The following is a 17,566-nucleotide window of genomic DNA, read 5'->3' as shown; positions in this document are numbered from 1 at the left end:
CATAGGCCGCCCCCGGCGCGCTTGCCAGTCCCCGGCTCCGCGCATAGCCTCGACCAAGGAGGAGACCCCCATGCAGATGCCGGATCCGAACCCCGCCATCCTGTCGCGCAAGGCGGCGGTCGTGCGCCGACTGGCCGAGGCGCTGCCCGAGGGCGCGGTGATCCACGCCCCCGAAGAGGTGCGCGCCTATGAATGCGACGCGCTGACGGCCTATGCCTGTCCGCCGCTCGCCGTGGTGCTGGCGTCCTCGACCGAGGAGGTCTCGGCCTGCTTGGCGGTCTGCCACGAGGAAGGCGTGCCCGTCGTCCCGCGCGGGGCGGGCACCTCGCTGGCCGGGGGCTCGTTGCCCACGGCGGATGCGGTGGTCCTTGGTGTGGCGCGACTGAACGAGGTGCTCGAGGTCAGCTACCCCGACCGGATGATCCGCGTGCAGACGGGGATCACCAACCTCGCCGTTACCGGCGCGGTCGAGGAGGACGGCTTCTTCTATGCCCCCGACCCGTCCTCGCAACTTGCCTGCGCCATCGCCGGCAACATCGCGATGAACTCGGGCGGGGCGCATTGCCTGAAATATGGCGTCACCACGAATAACCTGCTGGGCGTGACGGTGGTGCTGATGGACGGCACCGTGGTCGAGATCGGCGGCGGCCACATGGACGCCCCCGGCCTGGACCTTCTGGGCGTGATCTGCGGCAGCGAGGGACAGCTTGGCGTCGTGACCGAGGCGACGTTGCGCATCCTGCCCAAGCCCGAAGGCGCTCGCCCGGTCCTGATCGGCTTCGACGAGTCCGAGATCGCCGGACAATGCGTCAGCGACATCCTCAAGGCCGGAATCCTGCCTGTCGCGATCGAGTTCATGGATCACCCCGCCATCATCGCCTGCGAGGCCTTCGCGGGCGCCGGCTACCCCGACTGCGCCGCCCTGCTGATCGTCGAAGTCGAAGGCTCGGACGCCGAGATAGACGCGCAGCTCGACCGGATCGAGGAAATCGCCCGCCGCCTCGACCCGGTCGAACTTCGCGCCTCGACCAGCGCCGAGGAAAGCGCGGCGATCTGGCTGGGCCGCAAGTCCGCCTTCGGCGCGATGGGGCAGATGGGCGACTACATCTGCCTCGACGGCACGATCCCCGTGGGCGAATTGCCCCGCGTTCTGAATGGCATCACCGAGTTGACCGAAAGCTACGGTCTGCGTGTCGCCAACGTCTTCCACGCGGGCGACGGCAACATGCACCCGCTGATCATCTTCGACGCCAATACCGAGGGCGACCTCGAGAAGGCCGAGGCCCTGGGCGCCGACATCCTGCGCCTCTGCGTCGAGGTCGGCGGCTGCCTGACCGGCGAGCATGGCGTCGGCGTCGAAAAGCGCGACCTGATGGAGGTGCAGTTCGACCCTGCCGACCTCGAGGCGCAGATGCGAGTGAAGGACGTGTTCGATCCCAAATGGCTGCTGAACCCGGCCAAGGTGTTCCCACTGTCTGTCAGCGCCGGCCGGCGGGCGGCCTGACGATGTTGCAGCCCGAAAGCGAGGGCGACCTTGCCCGGATGATCCGCAGCGCGAACGCGCCGATGGCGATCCGCGGCGGCGGCACGCGCGCGCCGGTCGAGGCCGGCGACCTGACGACCCGCCGGATGACCGGAATCACGCTCTATGAGCCCGGCGCGCTGACCCTCGTGGCGTGGGCCGGTACGCCTATGGCCGAGATCGACGCCGCTCTCGAGGCCGAACGACAGCGCCTCGCCTTCGAGCCGTGGGAGGCGGCGCGCGTCCTCGGGCGGTCCGGCACGTCCACCTTGGGCGGCTGCGTCGCGACCAACGCCAGCGGCCCGCGCCGCATGGTGGCAGGTGCTGCCCGCGACGCGGTGATCGGCGTGCGCTTCGTCGACGGCGAGGGGCAGGTGGTGAAGAATGGCGGGCGGGTGATGAAGAACGTAACCGGTCTCGACCTGGCCAAGCTTCTCTGCGGCTCGCGCGGGCGGCTCGGGGTGCTGACCGAGGTTGCGCTGAAGCTGCTGCCGGGCGTCGCGGCCAGTGTGACGCTCGCCGCCGAGGGCCTGACACCCGAGGACGCCGTCGCAGCGATGTCGGTGGCGCTTTCCACGCCGTTCGAGGTGACGGGCGCGGCGCATGATCCCGCCGCCGGCACCTTCCTGCGGATCGAAGGCGGCGGCGACTCCGTCGCCTACCGCGCCGACCGCCTCGCCGCCGCGTTGCCCGGCGAGTGGCGGCAGATCGACGCTGACCCGTGGCCCGCGATCCGCGACGCCACCCGGTTCGCAGGGGTCGAGGGCGACCTCTGGCGCGTCTCGGTCCGCCCCTCTCACGCACCGGCGCTGGTGGCCGCACTGCCGGGGCGCTGGCTGATGGACTGGGGCGGCGGGCTGATCTGGGCCGAGACGCCGCCCGGAACCGACCTGCGCGCGCAGATGACATGCGCCGGCCACGCCACCCTCGTCCGCGCCGCGCCCGAGACGCATGCGACGCTCGGCACGCTGCACCCCGAACCCGACGCGGTTAAACGCCTGACCGGCGGGATCGTCAGCAAGTTCGACCCCAAGGCGCTGTTCGCGCACTCGTGAGGCCCTGATGCAGACCCATTTCACCCCCGAGCAGCTGACCGACCCCGACACCGCCCGGTCGAACGAGGTGCTGCGCGCCTGCGTCCATTGCGGGTTCTGCACGGCGACCTGTCCGACCTACCAGGTGCTGGGTGACGAGCTCGATTCCCCGCGCGGGCGCATCTACCTCATCAAGGACATGCTCGAAAACGACCGGCCCGCCGACGAAAAGACCGTCACCCATATCGACCGCTGCCTGTCCTGCCTCGCCTGCATGACGACCTGCCCCTCGGGCGTGCACTACATGCACCTCGTCGATCACGCCCGCGTCCATATCGAGCGGACCTATAAGCGCCCATGGCGCGACCGTGCCCTACGCTGGATGCTGGCCCGCGTGCTGCCCTACCCCGGCCGCTTCCGCCTTGCCCTGCATGCCGCCCGGATCGGCCGCCCGCTCAAGTCCCTGATGCCCGACAAGCGGCTGAGGGCGATGCTCGACATGGCGCCGCCCCGGCTGGCACGAAGGTCGGAGGCGGACCGCCCGCAGATCCACCGGGCCGAGGGCGAGACGCGGATGCGCGTGGCGCTGCTGACCGGCTGCGCGCAATCCACGCTCGACCCCACGATCAACGAGGCGACGGTGCGGCTGCTGACGCGGCTGGGATGCGAGGTGGTGGTGGCCGACGGCATGGGCTGCTGCGGCGCGCTGGTCCACCACATGGGGAAAGAGGACCAGGCCCACGCCTTCGCAAAGGCCAACATCCGTTCTTGGCAGGCGGTCAAGCGGAACGGCGGGCTCGACGCGGTGGTGGTGAACACCAGCGGCTGCGGCACGACCGTGAAGGACTATGGCCACATGCTGCGCACGACCGATATGGCCGAAGAGGCCGCCGAGATCAGCGCGCTGGCCTGCGATGTGTCCGAGCTGCTCATGCGGCTCCTGCCGGGAAAAGAGCCGCTGCACACCCCGAACGAGGCCGCCGAGGACGTGGCCGGCATCGACGCGCGCAAGCCGACGACCGAAGGGAAGGGGCCGCTGCGCGTCGCCTACCACGCGGCCTGCTCGCTTCAGCACGGACAGAAGGTGCGGGCGGCGCCCAAGACTCTGCTTGCCCGCGCGGGGTTCGAGGTGGTCGAGCCCAAGGACAGCCACCTGTGCTGCGGCTCGGCCGGCACCTATAACCTGATGCAGCCCGAGATCAGCGCCGAACTGAAGGCCCGCAAGGTCGCCACGATCGAGGCGAGATCCCCGGACGTGATCGCCGCGGGCAATATCGGCTGCATGACACAGATCGCCAGCGGCACCGGCATCCCGGTCGTGCACACGGTCGAACTGCTGGACTGGGCCACGGGCGGGCCGCGCCCCGACAAGATTCCGCCCGAATCGCCCCGACCTCTGTAAACTTCCGCCGCAATGCGGCCATGACCTGCGACCAATGGTAGACGCACCCGAATCGCCGGAAGGTCGAGCCCCATGCGCATCCTCGCAGCCCTCAGCCTCATGGCCCTTGTCCTTCTGCGCCCTGCCGTGGCGACGGCCGGCGACAGCGATCTGCGCCAATTGGCGACGGGCGACGACGTGCGGGCGTTCCGCGCGGTCGGGCGGCTCGAAATTGCGGGGCAGGGGTTCTGCACGGCCACGCTGATCGACACGCGGCTGGTGCTGACGGCCGCCCATTGCGTGACGGATGAGGCCGGCGGCCCGATCGCCCCCGAGATGCTGGTGTTCCGCGCGGGCCTGCGCGACGGCCGCGCGGATGCCGAGCGGGGCGCGCGGCGTGTGGTCATCTCGCGCGGGTACAGGCCTGGTGCGGAGGGGACCGGGGCGCTCGCCGCCGACATCGCCCTGATCGAGCTCGACCGTCCCGTCGATCCGCACATCGTCGCGCCGATCCCTGCGGGCGCGATGGCGGGCGTCCGGATCGGTATCGTCTCCTATGCGCATGACCGTGCTGAGCGCCCCGCGTTGCAACAGGAATGCCGCGTGCTGGCGCGCGAAAGCGGGGCGCTGGTGATGTCCTGCGACGTCGATTTCGGCTCGTCCGGCGCGCCCGTCCTGCGGTTCGACGGGGCGACGCCACAGGTCGTTTCGGTGGTGTCTGCCAAGGCCGAGGCGGACGGGCGCAAGGTTTCGGTCGGGGCCGATATCGCCCACGTGCTGCCCGCGCTGCGGGCAGAGCTGACGGCCTCGAACGGGGTGTTCTGGCGCAGCGCCGACGGCGGCGCACGCCCCGAAACAGGCGCCAGGTTCATCCGCCCCTGATCTGCCCTAAATCGCTGTTTCCGCGACGCTTTTTCTGGCTCCAGAACCTCTTGAACGGGCCGGATAAGCCTCCCATATTCCCTGTGTCGGACGCCTATCCTGGGTCCGACCGCCGCCTGTCCCCGATGGGGAAGGCAACGAAAATTGGTGATCGCTTAACGCAAGGATGAACCGATATGCGAACCTTTGATCTTGCTCCGCTCTACCGTGCCACCGTCGGCTTCGACCAGATGGCCGACCTGATGGACCGCGTGATCCGCGACAACGCGAACGCGCAGACGACCTACCCGCCCTACAACATCGAGAAGACCGGCGACGACGCCTGGGCCATCGAGATTGCCGTGGCGGGCTTCACCGACGACGAGCTGAACGTCGAGCAGCGCGAGAATGCGCTCGTCGTGTCCGCCCGGAAGGCCGATGACGACCAGGGCCGGACCTACCTGCACCGCGGCATCGCCACCCGCGCCTTCGAGCGCCGCTTCCACCTGGCCGATCACGTCCGGGTCGAAGGCGCGCGCCACGTCAACGGCATGCTGATCGTCGAACTGAAGCGCGAGGTGCCCGAGGCGCTGAAGCCCCGCCGCATCGCCATCGAGAAGCCGGCCGAGACGGTCGAGCATCAGATCGCGGCCGAATAAGCCGCAGGTTTTCCCTGACGAAGGTAGGCCGCGCCCCCGGGCGCGGCCTTTTGCGTGGGTGGGGGACGGTCGTGGCGTCTATCTGAGACCATCCTGCAATGGGCCATGGCCTGCCCAAGCCGTCAGCTAGCGATGATCGCGGAGGCGGCGCAGTGTGATCGGCGGGAAGGCCCCACTGGAGGATTGAAGCTTGAAGATATCCAGGGCCACGGATGCCGACTGCGAAGCCATCGCGAGGATACACCGAGCGTCCCGGATCAAGGCGATGCCGTGGCTGCCCGTGGTGCACTCAGCGGATGAGGACCTCTGGTTCTTCAGCACGATCGTGATCCCGGCAGAAAATGTCTGGGTGGCTCGCGATGGATCGGACGTCGCCGGGTTCGTTTCCGCGAACGAGGGGTGGCTGAATCACCTCTACGTGGACCCCGGATATTGGCGACGGGGCATCGGGTCCGAGCTTCTGTCGGAGGCAAGGGCAGACGCGGACGAATTGCAGCTTTGGACGTTTCAGCGAAACACGGATGCCCGCCGGTTCTATGCGGCGCACGGATTCGACGAGTGCGAGCTCACTGACGGTCAGGACAACGAAGAACGGACGCCGGACGTACGCATGGTGTGGGTCCGGCGCCGGTGATCCCCTCGCGGCACCAGAAAGCCCGCCCAGAGCTGCATCAGGCGCCAGCAAGGAACGAGGGCCGCCCGTAGCCGAGCGGCCCTGCAAGGATCAGAGCTCGACGTCGAGGCAGATGTACTTGACGTCGAGATACTCATCGATGCCCAGATGCGACCCCTCGCGGCCCAAGCCGGATTGCTTCACCCCGCCGAAGGGCGCCACCGGGGTCGAGATCAGGCCCGTATTCACGCCGACGATGCCATATTCCAGCGCCTCGGACACGCGGGTGATCCGGCTGAAATCCTTCGCGAAGAAGTACGACGCCAGCCCGAAGATCGTGTCATTGGCCAGCTGGATGCCCTCTTCCTCGGTCTCGAACCGGAAGAGCGGGGCGAGGGGGCCGAACGTCTCCTCGGTGGCGAAGGCCATGTCCTGAGTGGCGCCGGTGACGATGGTGGGTTGGAAGAACGTGCCGCCCATCTCGTGCCGGTCGCCGCCGTAGATCACGTCGGCGCCCTTGGATTTGGCGTCGGCGATGTGGCTTTCGACCTTTTCCACCGCGTCCTCGTCGATCAGGGGGCCGAAATCCACCTCGCCTTCCAGCGCGTCGCCGACGGACATCCGCGAGACGCGCTCCTTCAGCTTTTCGGCGAAGGCGTCGTAGATGCCCGACTGGACGTAGATGCGGTTGGCGCAGACGCAGGTTTGGCCGGCGTTGCGGAACTTGCAGGCGATCGCGCCCTCGACCGCCTTGTCGAGATCCGCGTCGTCGAACACGAGGAAGGGCGCGTTGCCCCCAAGCTCCATCGAGGTCTTCATCACCTGCTCGGCCGATTGCTTCAGCAGGATGCGCCCCACTTCGGTCGAGCCGGTGAAGGTCAGCTTGCGGACTTTCGGGTTCTTGCAGAACTCCTTGCCGGTGCCCGAGCTGTCGGTCGAGGGCAGGATCGAGAGCACGCCCTCGGGCAGCCCGGCGCGGGTGGCCAGCACGCCGAGCGCCAGCGACGACAGCGGCGTCAGCGACGGCGGCCGGACGACGAAGCTGCACCCGGCGGCCAGCGCGGGGCCGGCCTTGCGGGTGATCATCGCGTTGGGGAAGTTCCACGGCGTGATGGCCGCCGCGACGCCGACGGGCTGCTTGATGACGTGGATGCGCTTGTCGGGGGCATGGGGCGGGATGATCTCGCCATAGATGCGGCGGCCCTCTTCGGCGAACCACTTGATGAAGCCCGCGCCATAGAGGACCTCGGCCTTCGCTTCGGCGACCGGCTTGCCCTGCTCGGCGGTCAGGATGATGGCGAGATCGTCGGCGTGCTCGACCATCAGGTCGTGCCATTTCATCAGGATGTCGCGGCGATCCTCGGCGGTGCGCTTCGCCCAGTCCTTTTGCGCCTCGTAAGCGGCGTCGATCGCCCGGCCGATATCCTCGCGCGCAAGATCGGCGAGCTCGGTCAGCACGTCGCCCTTGGCGGGGTTCGTCACCTCGAACGTCTTGCCGCTTGCGGCGTCGGACCATTTCCCGCCCAGATAGGCGCGGCTCTGCAACAGTTCGGGGTCGGACAAGCGGGAAGCGAGATCGGTCTGGGACATCGGGTAGCCTTCGTTTGAAGATGCGTCAGTTGGTTAACGAGGCGGGCAGGTCCGCCGGTTCCATGCGTCACGGGAACCGCGGCGGGCCCGCGTCACTTCCTCGTTATGTGGTGAGGGTGCGGCATGGCGAAACATAGCGAACAGATCGTGGCGCGCGACGCCGATTACGACAACAGCGCCGCGGTGCCGGATGCCGAGCGGTTCATCCCCCTGTGGGAGGACGAGGCGCGGGTGTTCCGCGACAGCATGGGCGACCGCGCCCGCCTCGGCATCCCGTACGGCGCCACCGCGCGCGAAAAGCTGGACCTGTTCCTGCCCGACGGCGCGCCAGATGGCCTCATGGTGTTCGTTCATGGGGGCTACTGGCGCTCGCGGCACCGGCACGACTGGTCGCATTTCGCCGAAGGCGCCCTCGGGCGCGGCTACGCCGTCGCCATCCCCTCCTACTCGCTGGCGCCCGAGGCGCGGATCTCGCGGATCACGCTGCAGATCGCCCAAGCGGTCCGGGTGGCGGCTGCCGAGGTGGCAGGGGGGCCGATCCGCCTTGCCGGCCATTCGGCGGGCGGGCACCTGGTGGCGCGGATGCTGTGTGCCGATCCGATGCTGCCCGCGTCGGTGGCCAAGCGGCTCGCCCATGTGCTGCCGATTTCGCCTGTATCGGACCTGCGGCCGCTGGTCGGCCTGAGCATGAACGGTGACCTGAAGCTGACGGCCGAAGAGGCCGCGATGGAAAGCCCGATCCTGTGCGAGGTCGTCCACCGGGCGCCGGTCACGGTCTGGGTCGGCGGCGCGGAATTGCCGGCCTTCCAGAACCAGGCGCAGTGGCTGTCCGAGGCGTGGGATGCGCGCATCGTGGTCGACGAGGGTCGGCACCATTTCGACGTGATCGACGGGTTGCGCGCGCCCGACTCGCCGATGCTGAAGGCGCTTTTCGACGCGTGACGGGGGCCACCGGAGTTACCTCCAGCAGCCCACAAGTACCGTCATGTCGGTCGCGCGCCGCTCCATCTGGCCCAGCGGCAGATCCTCGCCCAGCGGCGCGGTGGATGGGGTCAGGCCGGCGCCGCTGAGAAAGCCCTCGATGGTGTCCACATCCGTGGCGAAGGCGACGCCGTCCGGCAAGCTGCGGCCCAGTTCACCCTCGGGCTGCAGAAGGCCGAGGACCTGTCCGCCATTGTCGAAGACCGGCCCGCCCGCGTCACCCGGACGTGCCTCGAGCGCATAGCGCCGCACGTCCTCGGCCCCGTCCAGCCCCTCCATCGCGGCGAGGGTGCCGTAGGTCATCGATGGCGCGCCGAGCTGCCCCTCGAACGAATAACCGGACAGCACGACTTCGGTGTTGAGGCGCGGCACGCCCTCGCGGAAGGTCGCGTGCTGGCGCGGGGCCAGCGCCTGCCCCGGCTCGAGCAGGGCAAGGCCCCGTTCGGCGTCGGCGGCCGTCACCGTGGCTTCGATGCCGTCCTCGAGAGTGATGCGCTCGCAGCCCTGCGCCACGTCGGCGGTGGTCAGCACGTCCCCCCGACGCGACACGAAGAAACCCGAGCGGACCAGTTCGGGCCGCCGGATTTCCAGCCCGGCCAGCAGGTCGACGCTTTGATCCTCGGTCGGTTCGCCCATCTCGTCGGGCATCACGACGCCCGCCGTCGTTTCGAAACTGGCGAGCATCTCGTCGAGCACGCGGGTGCTGCGATCCTCGTCACCCGCAGGCCAGATCAGGGTGAAGCCCTTGATCTCGCCATTTTCGAGCCGCGCCTCGGTGTGGCTGACGATGTCGTCGCCCTGGCCGACCAGGGTGAATCCCGATTGCCGCCGCTCGCGCTCGCCCTCGGGCGGCACGATCTCGAGCGTCTGCATGACGTCGTAGAGCCCGTAGAGGTCGGCCTGCTCGCCGGCTTGCGAGATCAGAAGCACCTTGGCCTGGGGGTCCGCGCCGTTGCGCGGCTCGTAATGGGCGAAGGGCGGCTGGTAGCGGTCGAAGGCCACCAGCTCGGTCGGCATCTGGACGGTGACGCCGGCGGTGCTGTCGATGACGTTCGCCATGCCGAGCCCGTCGAGCACGGCGTTGTACTGGGCCAGAAGCTCGGCACGCTGCTGCGTCGTCAACACGCCAGTGTCGTCGTAGCCGTTGGCGGCCTGCCATTCGGCCATGGACCCACGGGTGCCGCGGCCGAACGCGGCGTCGATCGGGCCGTCGTAATAGCCGGCCCATTGCAGCGCGACCTGAAGGGCCTCGCGTTCGGGGCCGATGAGCAGGGACTCGCTCTCACGCGCCTCGGCGAGCGTCTCCTGCGGCTCTTGCTGGGGCTCGGCCTCGGGCACCATGACGCGGGCGGCTTCGCCCAAGGTGTCGGCCTGGGCCGTTTCGACACCCCCCTCGGGCCAGATCGCCTCGCCGAAGATCGAGCCGTCGGTGGTGAAGCTGTCGCTGGGGATCAACTGACGGGCACGGAGCGACCGGCGCTGCTGCGCGGCCTCTTCGGGGGTGAAGGGACCGATGGCCACAGCGAACCAGGACGAGTTGTTCAGGTCGAACGCCGCGACCCCGTCGATCTGACCGGCGAACTCGCGCGCGGTTTCGATCGCGGCGGGGGCGTTCGACTGCGCCTCGACCTGGAGCCACGTGTCCTGCGCCCATGCCGGCGCGGCCAGGCTGGCCAGTACGGCGGTCATGGCGGTTCTCGATTTCATGTTCACTCGTTCCCTGTCGATCTTGCACAAAGGCCCGGGGCCTGTTTCGCAGGACAGAAGGGCGGATGAGGGGGAGGTCGTCAAGAAACGCGGGCTTCACGGTTGCGTCACGATTGACCCTTGTTGCCCTTCTGCCTATGCAGGCCCCGGTTTCGCGAAGGGGCTGACATGGCCAAGCCGACCTGTTTCCAGGACATCATCCTTGCCCTCCAGGACTACTGGGGGCGCCAGGGCTGCGCCGTCCTGCAGCCCTACGACATGGAGGTCGGAGCGGGCACGTTCCACCCGGCCACGACCATGCGCGCGCTGGGGCCGAACGCCTGGGCCGCGGCCTATGTGCAGCCCTCGCGCCGTCCGACCGACGGGCGCTACGGCGACAGCCCGAACCGGCTGCAGCATTACTACCAGTACCAGGTCATCATCAAACCTTCGCCGACTGACCTGCAGGCGCTGTACCTGGGCAGCCTCGAGGCCATCGGCATCGACGCGAACCTCCACGACCTGCGCTTCGTCGAGGATGATTGGGAAAGCCCGACGCTGGGCGCATGGGGCCTTGGCTGGGAGGTCTGGTGCGACGGCATGGAGGTCAGCCAGTTCACCTATTTCCAGCAGGTCGGCGGCCACGACTGTCACCCGGTCTCGGGCGAGCTGACCTACGGCCTCGAACGCCTCGCCATGTATGTCCTCGGCGTCGACCACGTCATGGACATGCCGTTCAACAAGCCCGACAGCCCCCGCCCGCTGACCTATGGCGACGTCTTCCGCGAGGCCGAGGCGCAATACGCCCGCTTCAACTTCGACACCGCCAACACCGATGTCCTCCTGCGCCACTTCGAAGAGGCCGAGGCCGAATGCGCGAACCTCCTGTCCCGGCCCGCGGTGGACCCGCGCACGGGGCGGCGGATCGTCATGGCGCTGCCCGCCTATGACCAGACGATCAAGGCCAGCCACATCTTCAACCTCCTGGATGCGCGGGGCGTGATCTCGGTCACCGAACGCCAAGCCTATATTGGCCGCGTCCGCACACTGGCCAAGCAATGCGCCGACGCCTTCCTGATGACCGAGGCGGGCGGGTTCGCCGAAACCGAAGCGGCGCAATGACCGGCAAGATCATCGCCATCCTTCTGGCCGTGGTGACCGTGGTGGCCGCCTTGGGGCTCTACTACCTGCAGGTCTACTATTTCTACGAGCGTGTCTCGCCCCGCGGCTTCGCCCTGCAAACCGAGGCCGGAGAGATACCGGCCAAAGCCACCAACATCGAGGCGATCGATGCGAACTCATCGCCCATCCGCTTCCGCGCCTGCTTCGACACGCCCCTGACGCCCGATGTGGATGCCGTGCCCTACGAGGGCGCAGTGCCGCTGAACGCGCCCTTCTGGTTCGACTGCTTCGATGCCGAGGAAATCGGCGTGGCGCTTGCAAGCGCTCAGGCGCAGGCGTTCCTGGCCGAAAAGAACATTGAATTCGGCGTGGACCGGGTCGTCGCAATCCTGCCGGGCGGTCGCGGCTACGTGTGGCACCAGCTCAACAATTGCGGCGAACGCGCCTATGACGGCACCCAGATCGGCGAGGACTGCCCGCCGCGCGAGGATCAATGATGCCCGACCTTCTGATCGAACTCTTCTCCGAGGAAATCCCCGCCCGGATGCAGGCCCGCGCGGCCGATGACCTCAAGCGGCTGGTGACGGACGGTCTGGTCGAGGCCGGCCTGACCTACGCCCACGCCGGCACCATGGTTACCCCCCGCCGCCTGACGCTGGCTCTCGAAGGGCTGACGGACCGCTCTCCCGACACGGTCGAAGAGCGCAAGGGCCCCAAGGTCGGCGCGCCCGACAAGGCGATCGAGGGCTTCCTGCGCGGCGCCGGCGTCATCCGCGATGTCTTGGAGGTCCGCGCAGACAAGAAGGGCGAGACCTACTTCGCCCGGATCGAAAAGAAGGGCCGCCCCGCGCCCGAAATCGTGGCCGAGGTGGTTGAGGCCACCGTGCGCGGCTTCCCCTGGCCCAAGTCGATGCGCTGGGGCGCTGGGTCCTTGCGCTGGGTGCGCCCGCTGCACCGCATCGTCTGCATCCTGACACGCCCCGAAGGGCACGAGGTTGTCCCGCTCGACATCGACGGCATCGTTTCCTCTGACGTGACCGAAGGCCACCGCTTCATGGCGCCGGGCGAGATCCGCGTGAGGTCCTTCGAGGACTACCAGCACAAGCTGAAGCGCGCCTTCGTGATGCTGTCCCCCGACGAACGCGCCGAGACGATCCGCGCCGACGCCGCCAACCTCGCCTTCGCGGCGGGGCTCGAGGTGGTCGAGGATGCGGGCCTTCTGGCCGAGGTCGCGGGGCTGGTCGAATGGCCGGTCACGCTGATGGGCACGATCGACGAACAGTTCCTCGACCTGCCGCCCGAGGTGTTGCAGACCTCGATGCGCGAACATCAAAAGTTCTTCTCGGTCCGCGAGCCCGGATCGGGCCGGATTGTTCGATTTGTGACAGTCGCCAACCGCGAGACGGCCGATGACGGCGCGACGATCCTCAACGGCAACCAGCGCGTCCTTTCGGCCCGCCTCGCCGACGCCGCGTTCTTCTGGAAGAACGACCTTGCCGTCGCCAAGGCCGGGATGGGCGCGTGGACCCGGAACCTGAAATCCGTCACCTTCCACGCCAAGCTGGGCTCCGAAGCCGACCGGGTCGAGCGCATCGCCGCCCTCGCGCGCGAGTTGGCCCCGGTGGTTGGCGCGAATGCGGACGAGGCCGAGCAGGCCGCTCGGCTCGCCAAGGCCGACCTGACATCGGAAATGGTCTACGAATTCCCCGAATTGCAGGGAATCATGGGCCGCTATTACGCGAAAAGTGCTGGTTTCGACGATGTCGTGGCGGATGCCGTGGCCGAACATTACGCGCCGCTTGGTCCCTCCGACACGGTGCCGACCGCACCCGTCTCGGTTGCGGTGTCGCTGGCAGAGAAGCTGGACAAGCTGACGGGCTTCTGGGCGATTGATGAGAAGCCCACGGGATCGAAGGACCCTTATGCGCTGCGCCGGGCTGCGCTAGGGGTGATCCGGTTGATCCTGACGAACGACCTGCGTTTGGCGATATTCGGTTTGCTCGACGAGTCAATTCGAATTGAGCGTCGACACGACCGTTCCGATGGCCTCGCTGAGTTCGATCATCGAGTCCTTGTCGGTGATCTTATGGAATTTTTTGAGGACCGCCTGAAGGTCCACCTCCGGGACGAGGGCATCCCGCATGACGTCATCGACGCCTGCCTCGCCATGCCGAACGCCGACGACCTGACGCTGCTGGTCAAGCGGGCGCGGGCGCTGGCGGCGTTCATGAAGACCGAGGACGGCACCAACCTCGTCCAAGGCTTCAAGCGGGCGAATAACATCCTCACCCAGGCCGAGGAAAAGGACGGCGTCGAATACTCCTTCGGGGCCGACGCCAAGCATGCTCATACGGACGAGGAACGCGCGCTGTTCGCAGCACTCGACCAGCAAGAGCCGGTGATCGAGAAGGCCATGACTGACGAGGATTTCGGCGCGGCGATGACCTCGCTGGCCCTTCTGCGCCCGCCGATCGACGTGTTCTTCGAGTCGGTGCAGATCAACGCCGACAACCAGATCCTGCGGCGCAACCGGCTGAACCTTCTCAGCCGGATCCGCACGCTCTGCCTTGGCGTCGCCGATCTGACCCGGATCGAGGGCTGACCGCGCGTCACGAACCTTGCCTGGGTCCGCACGCGGCGTATGCTCTGAACACAAGAGGAGCGCCGCAGTGCAGCACGAGGTCGACATCGCCGGCGTGACCTACATCACGCCGACCGCCAATATTCGCCCCAAGGCCCACGGGGGGCGGGCCAAGTGCCTGCAACGGCTGATCCGCCTCGGCCTGCCGGTCCCCGACACCTACGCCGTCGACTTCGACACGGTCGGCCGCATCGCTCAGGGCGGGCGGCTGGACGCCGAGGCGCTGATCGCGGCGTTCGGGGCGGACCCGCTGGTCTCCGTTCGGCCGTCCTCCGAGGCCGCTGATTGGGGCGGGCCGCCCTCGGTCCTGAACATCGGCATGAACCGGGCGCGCCACGCGGCTCTGTCCCACCGGCTGGGACCCGGGGCGGCCGCCGCGCTCTATGCGCGGTTCATCCAGTCCTTCGCCACGCAGGTCGCGCGGTTGAATCCCGACCTTTTCGACGGGCAGAGCATCGACCGGATGCTCGTCACCTACGAAGAGCAGATGGAAGAGCCGTTCCCCGACGAGCCCGCGGAACAGCTTTCGGCGGTCCTGTCGGCCATGGCCCGCGCCTGGGACGGCACCACGGCGCGACTGCTGCGCCGGGCCCGTGGCGCGCCCGAGAATGCGGGCCTCGGCCTCGTCGTGCAGCGCATGGTGCTGGGCGTCGGCAATCCCGCCAGCGGCGAAAGCGGCTCCGGCGTCATCCAGTTCGTGTCGTCGTCCACCGGCGAAAACCGCATCACCGGCCGCTACCTGCGCCAGAGCCAGGGCCGCGAGGCGCTGCTGCCGGGGGCGGGGGCGCTGTATCTCGGCCGTGATACGCGGGGGGAGTCGCTGGAAGAAAGCTCGCCGCAGATCTACGCGGATCTGCAGCTGTACGGCGGGCTCTGCCGCACCCGCCTGCGCGAAGAGATGCAGATCGAGTTCACCATGCATCACGGCGCGCTGCACATCCTCGACGCGGTGCGGGTCAAGCGGACGTCGCGCGCCGCGCTGCGGATCGCCGTGGCGCTCGCGACCGACGGGATCATACCCGAGGGCGAAGCCGTGCTTCGTATCGCCCCCCGCGCGCTTCTGGACGTGCTGCACCCGCAGGTGGACCCCGACGCGCGCCTGCCACTGATCGCCCGTGGCATCGCCGCCAGCCCCGGTGCCGCGACCGGCAAGCTGGTGTTCAGCGCGGCCGCCGCCCAGGCGGCGCAGTCACGCGAAGAGGACGTCATCCTCGTTCGGCGCGAGACCACCCCCGACGACGTGCTGGGGATGCACGCGGCCAAGGGCATCCTGTGCGAACGGGGCGGCCCGACCAGCCACGCGGCGGTGATCGCCCGCGGGCTGGGCTTGCCTTGTGTCGTGGGCGCCTCGGACATCGCCATCGATCCCCGCGCGCGCAGCCTGCGCGGACCCGACGGCAGCATCTATGCCGAGGGCGACGTGGTGACGCTGGACGGCTCGGACGGGCGGGTGATCCAGGGCGCCGCGCCGCTGCTCGAACCTGCAATGGACGACGCGTTCCGCACGATCCTCGACTGGGCGGACGAGCGGCGCGACATCGGCATCCGCGCCAATTGCGACACCCCCGACGCGGCGCGCACCGCCGCGCGCTTCGCCGCCGAAGGGATCGGGCTATGCCGGACCGAGCACATGTTCTTCGACGAAGGTCGCCTGACCCCCATGCGCGAGATGATCTTCGCCGAAAGTGCCGACGACCGGGCCGCGGCGCTGGACCAGCTTCTGCCCGTGCAGCGCGCCGACTTCCTCGAACTGTTCCAGATCATGGCCGGCAAGCCCGTCACAATCCGCCTCTTGGACCCGCCCCTGCACGAGTTCCTGCCGCAGGACCGCAAGGGGATGCTGGATCTCGCCGCGTCTCTCGACCTGCCGCTGGCGGCGGTCGAGCGGCGCATCCAGACCCTCAGCGAGTTCAACCCGATGCTGGGGATGCGCGGCGTGCGGCTCGGGATCGCCATGCCCGAGATCTACGAGATGCAGGCCCGCGCCATCTTCGAGGCCGCCGTGCAGACATCCCCGCGCGTGACGCCCGAGGTGATGATCCCGCTTGTCTCGGCCAAGCGCGAGGTCGAGCTGGTGAAGTCCCGCATCGACGCCGTGGCGGCGCAGGTGCGCAGCGAAAGCGGGGTCGACTTCGACTACCACCTCGGCGTCATGGTCGAAACGCCGCGCGCCGCCTTGCGCGCCGACGAGATCGCGGAATACGCGACATTCCTCAGCTTCGGGACGAACGACCTGACGCAGATGACCTATGGCCTGTCGCGCGACGACGCCGGGCGGTTCATGTCGGCCTATGTGCGCGAGAAGGTCTTTGCCGACGATCCGTTCCTGCAGCTCGACACCGAAGGCGTGGGCGAGCTTCTGACCATCGGCGCCGAGCGTGGCCGTCGCGGCCGGCCCGACGTGATCCTGTCGATCTGCGGCGAGCATGGCGGAGACCCCGATTCGATCGCCTTCGTTCGCGCCGCCGGATTCGATTATGTCAGCTGCTCACCCTACCGCGTTCCGGTCGCGCGGATGGCGGCGGCACATATTGCGATCCGCGAGCGGGGACGCACAACCACGGCCCCGCCCGAGCGCTGACGGCGCGAGTTTTACAATAATCGGCGGGAACCTGCGCACCCCGGTATTCCGGTATTGGTCTGAGCCGGCGAGTTTCGTACGTCATCCCCTGCTTGCAAGGGCGCGGCGCCGAGAGGCCGCCGGGACACGCCCCTGTCAAACACGCCAGGCTTACGGGGATTCTGAATGCAGTGTGATGTTTTCGCGGCGCGTGCCGTTCGGCGCGCGATGACGATTGTCGGCCTAGTGGCCGGTCTCACCATTTCGACCGCCGCGATGGCGGATGTCACCTTCGGCACCAAATCCGCGCCCGATATCGAGCTTGGACAGACGCTGGGCGACCGCCTCGAAGGCCTCGTCGGTAGCGCCGCGCCGGAAGTGCAGCCCGACGCTGGACAGACCCTTCGTGACGCACTCGCCCCCGACGTGCAAGAAGAGGGCAAGGATCGTCCGGAAATTGCGTACGACTATGGCTTCGTCGACACACTTCCGGCGGCCGATGGCGACAAGCAGTTCGAATGCCTGTCCGAGGCGCTCTATTTCGAAGCGCGCGGCGAAGGGGCCGAGGGGGTCTTCGCGGTGGCCGAGGTCATCCTGAACCGCGTCGACAGCCCGCGCTTTCCCGACACGATCTGTCAGGTGGTGAACCAGGGCACGGGCCGCAAGCACGCCTGCCAGTTCAGCTATACCTGCGACGGCCTCCCCGAGGTCGTTGGCGAACGCCGCACCATGGATCGCATGGAAAAGATCGCCGGCCTGTTCATCGACGGTGCCCCGCGCGACCTGACCGACGGCGCGCTGTTCTACCACACCAAGGCCGTGAACCCGTACTGGGCCAGCGCGTTCGACCGCGTCGCAACGATCGGCGAGCACCACTTCTACGTCCAGTCCTGACGTCCTTCCGTCGCGTCCCGTT

General features: G+C 68.2%; 14 protein-coding genes. 12 read left to right on the top strand and 2 right to left on the bottom strand.

Going from position 1 to position 17,566, the window contains the following annotated elements:
• Positions 1–70 precede the first annotated feature (70 nt).
• From PAM7066_RS08260 to PAM7066_RS08235, 6 genes are all read left to right on the top strand, one after another.
• Positions 71–1,504 (top strand): FAD-linked oxidase C-terminal domain-containing protein, encoded by a 1,434-nt coding sequence (locus PAM7066_RS08260; RefSeq protein WP_085853687.1) that lies wholly within the window; start codon positions 71–73, stop codon positions 1,502–1,504.
• Positions 1,505–1,509: 5 nt separating this feature from the next.
• Complete coding sequence (locus PAM7066_RS08255) at positions 1,510–2,577, top strand: FAD-binding protein (protein ID WP_085853928.1); 1,068 nt, start codon at positions 1,510–1,512, stop codon at positions 2,575–2,577.
• Positions 2,578–2,584: 7 nt separating this feature from the next.
• Positions 2,585–3,958, top strand: a complete 1,374-nt coding sequence (gene glcF, locus PAM7066_RS08250) for a glycolate oxidase subunit GlcF (protein WP_085853686.1) — start codon at positions 2,585–2,587, stop codon at positions 3,956–3,958.
• 72 nt (positions 3,959–4,030) lie between these two features.
• A complete protein-coding gene (locus tag PAM7066_RS08245; protein WP_085853685.1) occupies positions 4,031–4,819 on the top strand; it encodes a trypsin-like serine peptidase in 789 nt (262 codons plus the stop codon).
• Positions 4,820–4,995: 176 nt separating this feature from the next.
• Positions 4,996–5,457 carry an Hsp20 family protein gene (locus tag PAM7066_RS08240; RefSeq protein WP_085853684.1) on the top strand — a complete coding sequence of 154 codons (462 nt, stop codon included), beginning with the start codon at positions 4,996–4,998 and terminating at the stop codon, positions 5,455–5,457.
• A gap of 265 nt (positions 5,458–5,722) precedes the next feature.
• Entirely contained in the window at positions 5,723–6,091 is a 369-nt protein-coding gene (locus PAM7066_RS08235) for a GNAT family N-acetyltransferase (RefSeq protein ID WP_085853927.1), read from the top strand.
• Positions 6,092–6,181: 90 nt separating this feature from the next.
• Here the strand turns inward: PAM7066_RS08235 and PAM7066_RS08230 are convergent, their stop codons facing one another.
• Positions 6,182–7,660: an NAD-dependent succinate-semialdehyde dehydrogenase gene (locus tag PAM7066_RS08230; RefSeq protein ID WP_085853683.1), complete on the bottom strand. Its 1,479-nt coding sequence runs from the start codon at positions 7,658–7,660 to the stop codon at positions 6,182–6,184.
• A 123-nt stretch (positions 7,661–7,783) separates the two neighbouring features.
• On the opposite strand from PAM7066_RS08230, the gene PAM7066_RS08225 reads away from it, so the two are divergent.
• Entirely contained in the window at positions 7,784–8,602 is an 819-nt protein-coding gene (locus PAM7066_RS08225) for a hormone-sensitive lipase (RefSeq protein WP_085853682.1), read from the top strand.
• Between the two features lie 15 nt (positions 8,603–8,617).
• Here PAM7066_RS08225 and PAM7066_RS08220 read toward each other — a convergent pair whose 3' ends face one another.
• Positions 8,618–10,348 carry a trypsin-like peptidase domain-containing protein gene (locus tag PAM7066_RS08220; protein ID WP_085853681.1) on the bottom strand — a complete coding sequence of 577 codons (1,731 nt, stop codon included), beginning with the start codon at positions 10,346–10,348 and terminating at the stop codon, positions 8,618–8,620.
• A gap of 168 nt (positions 10,349–10,516) precedes the next feature.
• Between PAM7066_RS08220 and PAM7066_RS08215 the strand changes: the two genes are divergently transcribed.
• From PAM7066_RS08215 to PAM7066_RS08195, 5 genes are all read left to right on the top strand, one after another.
• Positions 10,517–11,449 carry a glycine--tRNA ligase subunit alpha gene (locus tag PAM7066_RS08215; RefSeq protein WP_085853680.1) on the top strand — a complete coding sequence of 311 codons (933 nt, stop codon included), beginning with the start codon at positions 10,517–10,519 and terminating at the stop codon, positions 11,447–11,449.
• Positions 11,446–11,946: a DUF6446 family protein gene (locus PAM7066_RS08210; RefSeq protein WP_085853679.1), complete on the top strand. Its 501-nt coding sequence runs from the start codon at positions 11,446–11,448 to the stop codon at positions 11,944–11,946. Before PAM7066_RS08215 ends, PAM7066_RS08210 begins: the two co-directional genes overlap by 4 nt.
• Positions 11,946–14,051, top strand: coding sequence for a glycine--tRNA ligase subunit beta (glyS, locus tag PAM7066_RS08205; protein ID WP_085853678.1), 2,106 nt, complete (start codon positions 11,946–11,948; stop codon positions 14,049–14,051). The genes PAM7066_RS08210 and glyS overlap by 1 nt, the downstream gene beginning before the upstream one ends.
• Positions 14,052–14,118: 67 nt before the next feature.
• Positions 14,119–16,671: a putative PEP-binding protein gene (locus PAM7066_RS08200; protein WP_085853677.1), complete on the top strand. Its 2,553-nt coding sequence runs from the start codon at positions 14,119–14,121 to the stop codon at positions 16,669–16,671.
• A 225-nt stretch (positions 16,672–16,896) separates the two neighbouring features.
• Positions 16,897–17,544, top strand: coding sequence for a cell wall hydrolase (locus PAM7066_RS08195; RefSeq protein WP_246799783.1), 648 nt, complete (start codon positions 16,897–16,899; stop codon positions 17,542–17,544).
• Positions 17,545–17,566 lie beyond the last annotated feature (22 nt).

It is taken from the genome of Palleronia marisminoris (assembly GCF_900172315.1).
In the GTDB taxonomy this organism is placed as follows: Bacteria; Pseudomonadota; Alphaproteobacteria; order Rhodobacterales; family Rhodobacteraceae; genus Palleronia; species Palleronia marisminoris.
Note: the sequence above shows the minus strand (reverse complement) of the source record. Positions and strands in the feature narration are given on the sequence as shown.

Coding starts and splice junctions, on each gene's coding strand:
- PAM7066_RS08260 (WP_085853687.1), top strand. CDS start 71: ATGCAGATGCCGGATCCGAACCCCGCCATCCTGTCGCGCAAGGCGGCG.
- glyS (WP_085853678.1), top strand. CDS start 11,946: ATGCCCGACCTTCTGATCGAACTCTTCTCCGAGGAAATCCCCGCCCGG.
- PAM7066_RS08245 (WP_085853685.1), top strand. CDS start 4,031: ATGCGCATCCTCGCAGCCCTCAGCCTCATGGCCCTTGTCCTTCTGCGC.
- PAM7066_RS08225 (WP_085853682.1), top strand. CDS start 7,784: ATGGCGAAACATAGCGAACAGATCGTGGCGCGCGACGCCGATTACGAC.
- PAM7066_RS08240 (WP_085853684.1), top strand. CDS start 4,996: ATGCGAACCTTTGATCTTGCTCCGCTCTACCGTGCCACCGTCGGCTTC.
- glcF (WP_085853686.1), top strand. CDS start 2,585: ATGCAGACCCATTTCACCCCCGAGCAGCTGACCGACCCCGACACCGCC.
- PAM7066_RS08230 (WP_085853683.1), bottom strand. CDS start 7,660: ATGTCCCAGACCGATCTCGCTTCCCGCTTGTCCGACCCCGAACTGTTG.
- PAM7066_RS08210 (WP_085853679.1), top strand. CDS start 11,446: ATGACCGGCAAGATCATCGCCATCCTTCTGGCCGTGGTGACCGTGGTG.
- PAM7066_RS08235 (WP_085853927.1), top strand. CDS start 5,723: ATGCCGTGGCTGCCCGTGGTGCACTCAGCGGATGAGGACCTCTGGTTC.
- PAM7066_RS08215 (WP_085853680.1), top strand. CDS start 10,517: ATGGCCAAGCCGACCTGTTTCCAGGACATCATCCTTGCCCTCCAGGAC.
- PAM7066_RS08220 (WP_085853681.1), bottom strand. CDS start 10,348: ATGAAATCGAGAACCGCCATGACCGCCGTACTGGCCAGCCTGGCCGCG.